Origin of the sequence: Rugamonas violacea, from assembly GCF_016461825.1 — a bacterium.
Classification (GTDB): Bacteria; Pseudomonadota; Gammaproteobacteria; order Burkholderiales; family Burkholderiaceae_D; genus Rugamonas.
Genome location: NZ_JAEMNU010000061.1, coordinates 1 through 7572, shown reverse-complemented (window position 1 = coordinate 7572; position 7572 = coordinate 1). Strand labels below are relative to the sequence as shown.

The 7572-nt window shown below is 64.5% G+C and carries 7 protein-coding genes; all 7 read left to right on the top strand.

The window, feature by feature from the left end; all coding sequences use genetic code 11:
- The first annotated feature begins 237 nt into the window (after positions 1-237).
- The 7 genes from H7U20_RS12425 (at position 238) to era (ending at position 7439) form a co-directional block, all read left to right on the top strand.
- Positions 238-1734: a DegQ family serine endoprotease gene (locus H7U20_RS12425; RefSeq protein ID WP_370593149.1), complete on the top strand. Its 1497-nt coding sequence runs from the start codon at positions 238-240 to the stop codon at positions 1732-1734.
- A 179-nt stretch (positions 1735-1913) separates the two neighbouring features.
- Positions 1914-2168: a glutaredoxin family protein gene (locus tag H7U20_RS12420; RefSeq protein WP_199759466.1), complete on the top strand. Its 255-nt coding sequence runs from the start codon at positions 1914-1916 to the stop codon at positions 2166-2168.
- Positions 2169-2483: 315 nt separating this feature from the next.
- The gene (gene lepA / locus H7U20_RS12415; RefSeq protein WP_199759465.1) at positions 2484-4277 is read left to right on the top strand and encodes a translation elongation factor 4; all 1794 of its coding nucleotides are present in this window, start codon (positions 2484-2486) and stop codon (positions 4275-4277) included.
- The gene (gene lepB, locus H7U20_RS12410; protein ID WP_199759464.1) at positions 4274-5191 is read left to right on the top strand and encodes a signal peptidase I; all 918 of its coding nucleotides are present in this window, start codon (positions 4274-4276) and stop codon (positions 5189-5191) included. Before lepA ends, lepB begins: the two co-directional genes overlap by 4 nt.
- A gap of 63 nt (positions 5192-5254) precedes the next feature.
- Positions 5255-5653, top strand: a complete 399-nt coding sequence (locus tag H7U20_RS12405) for a DUF4845 domain-containing protein (RefSeq protein WP_199759463.1) — start codon at positions 5255-5257, stop codon at positions 5651-5653.
- Positions 5654-5667: 14 nt separating this feature from the next.
- The gene (gene rnc, locus H7U20_RS12400; protein ID WP_199759462.1) at positions 5668-6492 is read left to right on the top strand and encodes a ribonuclease III; all 825 of its coding nucleotides are present in this window, start codon (positions 5668-5670) and stop codon (positions 6490-6492) included.
- Between the two features lie 44 nt (positions 6493-6536).
- Positions 6537-7439: a GTPase Era gene (gene era, locus H7U20_RS12395; protein ID WP_199759461.1), complete on the top strand. Its 903-nt coding sequence runs from the start codon at positions 6537-6539 to the stop codon at positions 7437-7439.
- Positions 7440-7572: the final 133 nt, after the last annotated feature.

Below are 7572 nucleotides of genomic sequence, written 5' to 3'. Positions count from 1 at the left end.
GGCGCCGGCGGCGCCGCCCTGGTCGCCCCCATCCTTCCCTGAGCTCGCCAGCCGGCAGCCAAGCGCCACCGCCCGTGGCGGCTTTCGCGCGCCCTTGAAAAAGCTGGTATTTGCAACATCTTGTGCATGCGGCAAGATGCGATTTCGCTTACCATGTGTTTTGCCCCCCGGCGTATGGCGCGGCGTGTTGACGCCGCTGCTCGTGTTTCCTGAACTTCCAAAAGAACGATACTTTCCATGAAAAATAACTTCTCCGCTGGTAGTAAAACCTTGTCGGCGCTGATGCTCAGCGCCGGTGTGTTGTTGGCGCCCGCCGTGCTCGGTCTGGCGCCGGCCGCCCAGGCCGCCGCCGTGGCGGGCCTGCCCGACTTCACCGAGCTGGTCGACAAAGTCGGCCCGGCCGTCGTCAACATCCGCACCACCGAGCGCCTCAAGCTGGGCCAGGGCGGCCAGGGCGGCCAGGGCGCCCCGAGCGACGAGGAAATGCAGGAGTTCCTGCGCCGCTTCTTCGGCGGCGCCGTGCCGACGCCGAATCCGGGCGGCAAGGCGCCGCGCGGCCGCCGCCAGGCGCCGCAGGAGGAGGAGGTGCAGCGCGGCGTCGGCTCCGGCTTCATCATCTCGCCCGAGGGCTATGTGCTGACCAACGCCCACGTCGTCGACGGCGCCGACGAGGTCTACGTGACCCTGACCGACAAGCGCGAGTTCAAGGCCAAGGTGCTGGGCGCCGACGGCCGCACCGACGTGGCGCTGCTGAAGATCGAGGGCGGCAAGCTGCCCAGCCTGACCATCGGCGATTCGGGCAAGATCCGCGTCGGCGAGTGGGTGATCGCCATCGGCTCGCCGTTCAACCTGGAGAACACCGTCACCGCCGGCATCATCTCGGCCAAGTCGCGCGACACCGGCGACTACCTGGCGCTGATCCAGAGCGACGTCGCGGTCAACCCGGGCAATTCGGGCGGTCCGCTGATCAATATGCGCGGCGAGGTGATCGGCATCAACTCGCAGATCGCCACCCTGTCCGGCGGCTACAACGGCATCTCCTTCGCCGTGCCGATCGACGAGGCGATACGCGTCTCCGACCAGCTGAAGAAATCCGGCAAGGTCACGCGCGGGCGCATCGGCGTGCAGATCGGCGAGCTGAGCAAGGAAGTGGCCGAATCGCTGGGCTTGAAGAGCGCGCAGGGCGCCGAGGTCTCGCTGGTCGAGCCGGGCGGTCCGGCCGACAAGGCCGGCATCCGCGCCGGCGACATCATCCTCAAGTTCAACGGCGTGCAGATCAACCGCTCGTCCGACCTGCCGCGCCTGGTCGGCGGCACCGCCTTGGGCAGCCAGGCCACGGTGACCATCTGGCGCAAGGGTGCGCAGCAGGAGGTCAACGTCGCCATCGCCGAGCTGGAAGGCGACAAGAGCGCCAAGGCCAAGGCCGAGGGCGCCAAACCCAAGGCCGAGCTGGCGGCCAATGCGCTGGGCTTGAAGGTCAGCGACTTGACGGCGGCGCAGAAGAAGGCGCTCGACCTGGACGGCGGCGTGGCGGTCGACTCGGCCGAGGGCGTGGCCGGGCGCGCCGGCCTGCACAGCGGCGACGTGATCCTGCAGCTCAACAATGTCGAGATCAGGGACGCCAAGCAGTTCAACGCCGCCGTCGCCAAGCTCGATCCGAAGAAGGCCTCGGTGGTGCTGGTGCGGCGCGGCGACGTGACGCAGTTCGTCTCGCTGCGGCCGAGCGCCAAGTAAGCGCCGCCCGCGCCGCGCCGACCCGACCCGACCCGACTGGCGGCCGGCGTGCCGCTGGCGCCGAGCAAACCCCCAGGGCAGAGACCGGGGTCGGACCCCTCGGGTCCGACCCCAGTTTTACGCCGCTGGGTTTGCTTGGCGTCGCCGGCGCCCCGACCTTCTCAACTCACCGACATGCCATGCACTTCACCCTTTACTCGCGCAGCTATTGCCACCTCTGCCAGGACATGCTGGACGCGCTGATGCTGCTGCAGACGGCCGAACGCCCGTTCACCGTCGCCGTCATCGATATCGACAGCGCCGCCGACGCCACCCTGCTGGCCCGTTTCGACGAGCTGGTGCCGGTGCTGTTCGCCGACCCGGCCCGGCCCGAGCTGTGCCACTACTTCCTCGACGCGGCGCGGGTGCGCGCCGCGCTGGCGGCGGAAAGTTGACTACTCAACAATTTTCACCGCCGCCCGCCCGCTTTTTTGCCTCAAAACATTGGTGAAAATACATTTCCCCTCCGGCCGGGCGTCATAACACGGGCTTTCCACTCTGAAATCCGGTAAAATGCGGGCTTAGAAAAGCTTCTGTTTCGCGTTTTAGTGATTGTATTCAAGGCGCTCGCCAGGGCATCACGCCCCGCTCGGAGCGCTTTTTTTGTATTGCGTGGAAAATTGCACGATCCTAGACGGTCGCCTGCAAGGTGTTTTCCGCGTGAATCTTCTGCCCCGCAGTGTCGACTCAATTCGTTTTTATATTTGTTAATGAACAACATACGCAATTTTTCCATCATCGCCCACATCGACCACGGTAAATCCACCCTGGCGGACCGCATCATCCAATTGTGCGGCGGCCTGTCCGACCGCGAGATGGAGGCGCAGGTGCTCGATTCGATGGATCTGGAGCGCGAGCGCGGCATCACCATCAAGGCGCAGACCGCCGCGCTGAGCTACAAGGCGCGCGACGGCGTGGTCTACAACCTGAACCTGATCGACACGCCCGGCCACGTCGACTTCTCCTACGAGGTGAGCCGCTCGCTGTCGGCCTGCGAGGGCGCGCTGCTGGTGGTCGACGCCTCGCAAGGCGTCGAGGCGCAGACCGTGGCCAACTGCTACACGGCGCTCGACCTGGGCGTGGAAGTGGTGCCGGTGCTGAACAAGATCGACCTGCCCAACGCCGACCCGGCCAGCGCCATCGCCGAGATCGAGGACGTCATAGGCATCGACGCCAGCGACGCCGTGCACTGCTCGGCCAAGACCGGCCTGGGCGTCGAGGACGTGCTCGAATCGATCATCGCCAAGGTGCCGCCGCCGAAGGGCGACCCGAGCGCGCCGCTGCAGGCGCTGATCGTCGACTCCTGGTTCGACAACTACGTCGGCGTGGTCATGCTGGTGCGCGTCATCAACGGCACGCTCAAGCCGAAGGACAAGATCCGCCTGATGGCCACCGACTCGCTGCAACTGGTCGAGGACGTCGGCGTGTTCGCGCCGCGCTCCTTGTCGCTGCCGCAGCTGTCGGCCGGCCAGGTCGGCTTCATCATCGCCGGCATCAAGGAATTGAAGGCCGCCAAGGTGGGCGACACCGTCACCCTGGCCAACCGTCCGGCCGCCGAGCCGCTGCCCGGCTTCAAGGAGGTGCAGCCGCAGGTGTTCGCCGGCCTGTTCCCGGTCGAGGCCAACCAGTACGACGCGCTGCGCGACTCGCTGGAAAAACTCAAACTGAACGACGCCGCGCTGATGTACGAGCCGGAAGTGTCGCAGGCGCTGGGCTTCGGCTTCCGCTGCGGCTTCCTCGGCCTGCTGCACATGGAAATCGTGCAGGAGCGCCTCGAGCGCGAGTTCGACATGGACCTGATCACCACCGCGCCGACCGTGGTCTACGAGGTGGTGCAGCGCGACGGCACCGTGCTCAACGTCGACAACCCTTCGCGCATGCCCGACCCGTCGCGCATCGAGGAGGTGCGCGAGCCCATCGTCACCGTCAACCTGTACATGCCGCAGGAGTACGTCGGCTCGGTGATCACCTTGTGCATCGCCAAGCGCGGCATCCAGCTCGACATGAGCTACCACGGCCGCCAGGTCAAGCTGGTCTACGAAATGCCGATGGGCGAGATCGTGCTGGACTTCTTCGACAAGCTGAAGTCGACCTCGCGCGGCTACGCCTCGATGGACTACGAGTTCAAGGAATACCGCGCCGCCGACGTGGTCAAGGTCGACATGCTGATCAACAGCGAGAAGGTCGATGCGCTGGCCATCATCGTGCACCGCTCGAACAGCCAGTACCGCGGCCGCCAGGTGGCCGCCAAGATGCGCGAGCTGATCCCGCGGCAGATGTTCGACGTGGCCATCCAGGCCACCATCGGGTCGAACATCATCTCGCGCGAGAACGTCAAGGCGCTGCGCAAGAACGTGCTGGCGAAGTGCTACGGCGGCGACATCAGCCGTAAGAAGAAGCTGTTGGAAAAGCAAAAAGCAGGTAAAAAACGCATGAAGCAAGTGGGCTCGGTGGAGATCCCGCAAGAGGCGTTCCTGGCAATCTTACAAGTGGACGATAAATGAACCTGCAAGTCATCTTAGGGAACTTCGCCTTAATCCTGTTCGTGTTGATGGTCGTCACCGGCGTGATCTGGTTCCTCGACGTGTTCTACCTGGCCAAGCAACGCCGCGCCGCCGCCGACCGCGCGCTGGCCGACTTCGACGCCCGCAACAGCAAGCTGACGGCCGACGGCATCAAGGTCGACCACAATAGCAGCCGTGGCGCGATCGAGGCGGCGCTGCTGCGCCAGCCGACCTGGATCGAGTACTCTGGCAGTTTCTTCCCGGTCATCGCGCTGGTGTTCTTCCTGCGCTCCTTCCTCTACGAGCCGTTCAAGATCCCGTCCTCGTCGATGGTGCCGACCCTGCTGGTGGGCGACCTCATCCTGGTCAACAAGTTCACCTACGGCATCCGTTTGCCGGTGATCAACAAGAAGATCATCGACCTCAACAACCCGCAGCGCGGCGACGTGATGGTCTTCAAGTATCCGAAGGACATGAGCCAGGATTACATCAAACGGGTGGTCGGCGTGCCGGGTGATAAAATCACCTACGAGAACAAGCGTTTGACGGTGAACGGCAAGGCGGTCGAGTACACCGCGCTGGACGATTACCTCGACGACGAGCATCTGCTGTATAACAAGCAATACCGGGAAAACCTGAGCGGCGTGGCGCACAAGATCCTCAACAACGAGCAGGCGGCGACCTTGAACCTGGGCGACGTCAAGTCCTTCCCGCACAGCGAGAACTGCAGCTACAAGTACGAGGGTTTCACCTGCGTTGTGCCGGCGGGAAATTATTTCATGATGGGCGACAACCGCGACAACAGCGCCGACAGCCGTTACTGGGGCTTCGTGCCGGACCAGAACATTGTCGGCAAGGCATTCTTTGTCTGGATGAACCTGAGCAACCTGCGGCGTATCGGCGGCATACATTAAGACCTGAGTAAGACCTGAGTAAGACCTGAGTAAGACCTGAGCAAGACCTGACTAGGGGCTGAGATGCAAAACGGCAAGCATTGCGGTATCAAGCAAGAGGGGGTTTCCCTGGTTGGCCTGATCGTCGTGCTGGCCGTCGCCGGCTTCCTCGGCATCCTGGCCCTGAAGATCGTGCCGACCTATTCCGAGTACCGCGCCGTGCTCAACGCCGTCAAGGCGGCCAAGGCCACCGGCGGCGGCGTGCGCGAGATCCAGAATTCCTTCGACGCCAACGCCAACGTCAACTACATCAGCTCGATCGGTGGCAAGGATCTGATCATCGGCAAGGAAAACGGCGAGATGGAGGTCAGTTTCGCCTACGAGAAAAAGATCCCGCTGGTCGGCCCGGCCAGCCTGCTGCTGGAGTATGCCGGAACCACCGCCAAGAGCGGCGCGCCGGCCGCCGCCAAACCCGAACAATAAACCACGAAACAACGATGAATCTTCAGTTATTGCAAACCCGTTTAGGCTATACGTTCCAGGATGCTGGCCTGTTGCAGCAAGCCTTGACGCACCGTAGCCACAGCAGTTTGCATAACGAGCGCCTGGAGTTCCTCGGCGATTCGATTCTGAACTGCGTGGTCGCCTCCATCCTGTACGAGCGCTATCAGAGCATCGACGAGGGCGACCTGTCGCGCCTGCGCGCCAACCTGGTCAAGCAGCAGTCGCTGTACGAGATCGCGCAGAAGCTCGAACTGTCGCAGTTCCTGCGGCTGGGCGAGGGCGAGCTCAAGTCGGGCGGCTTCCGCCGGCCGTCGATCCTGGCCGACACGCTCGAAGCCCTGCTCGGCGCGATCTTCCTCGACGCCGGCTTCAACGCCGCGCGCGACGTGATCCGCGCCTTCTACATTCCGATCCTCGACACGGTCGACCCGCAAACCCTGGGCAAGGACGCCAAGACCCTGCTGCAGGAATTCCTGCAAAGTAAGAAGATCTCGCTGCCGCTGTACAATGTGGTGGCGACGCATGGCGCCGCGCACAGCCAGGAGTTCGAGATCGAATGCCTGGTGCCCAAGCTGGGCGTGCAGGTCTACGGTCGGGGCGGCAGCCGCCGCGCCGGCGAGCAGGCCGCCGCCAAGCTGGCCCTGGGCATGGCCGAGCAGGCCATGCTGAAGTCGCCGGCGGCCGGCCGCAAGGCCAAGCCCCGCGCCGCCCAGCTGAAACTGGCCGGCATCGCCACCGTCCAGGGCGGCGGCAACCACGCCGGCCACGGCGAGGCGGCCCAGCCGGCCGTCGCCGACGGCAAGCTGGCCCACAAGTGAACCACCGAGCAGCACCCCCGCACATACATTGAATCGACACTAGCATGACTACCGCAACCACCCCCGCCAACTTCCGCTGTGGCTATATCGCCATCGTCGGCCGCCCCAACGTGGGCAAATCGACCTTGATGAACACGCTGATCGGCGCCAAGGTGAGCATCACCTCGCGCAAGGCGCAGACCACGCGCCACCGCATCACCGGCATCCAGACCCTGGAGGACGCGCAGCTCATCTACGTCGACACGCCGGGTTTCCAGACGCGCCACGCCAACGCGCTCAACAAGACGCTCAACAAGACCGTCACCAACACCCTGATCTCGTCCGACCTGATCCTGTACGTGATCGAGGCGGGCACCTTCGGCCCGGCCGACCAGCAAGTGCTCGACCTGCTGCCGAAGGAAGTGCCGGTGGTGCTGGTGATTAACAAGTCGGACCGCGTCAAGGACAAGGCCGTGCTGCTGCCGTTCGCCCAGCAGATCGCCGCCAAGTTCAACTTCGCCGCCATCGTGCCGGTGTCGGCCAAGCTGCGCTTCCAGCTGGACGGTCTGCAAAACGAGATCAAGAAATTCCTGCCGGAGAACAATCCGATCTTCGGCCCGGACGACATCACCGACCGCAGCGAGAAGTTCCTCGCCTCCGAGATCGTGCGCGAGAAGCTGTTCCGCTTCGTCGGCGACGAGCTGCCCTACACCAGCACCGTGCTGATCGAGCAGTTCGAGCAGGAGGGCGACCTGCGCCGCGTCTTCGCCGCCATCCTGGTCGAGCGCGACACGCACAAGTCCATGATCATCGGCAACAAGGGCGCCCGTCTGAAAGAAGTCTCGACCCAGGCCCGGCTCGACATGGAGCGCCTGTTCGGCGGCCCGGTGTATCTGGAGATCTGGGTCAAGGTCAAGTCCGGTTGGGCCGACAACGAAGCGGGTCTGCGCGCCTACGGCTACGAGTAAGCGGCAAGGACCCCGCCAGCCGCATGCCCACCGCCACGCTAGCCGACGCCGCCGCAGCGCCCCAGGCCCCGCCTGAGGCCGACGGCGTGGCGCCGCGCGCGGCCACGGCGGGGCAGGGCGGCGCCGCCCCGGC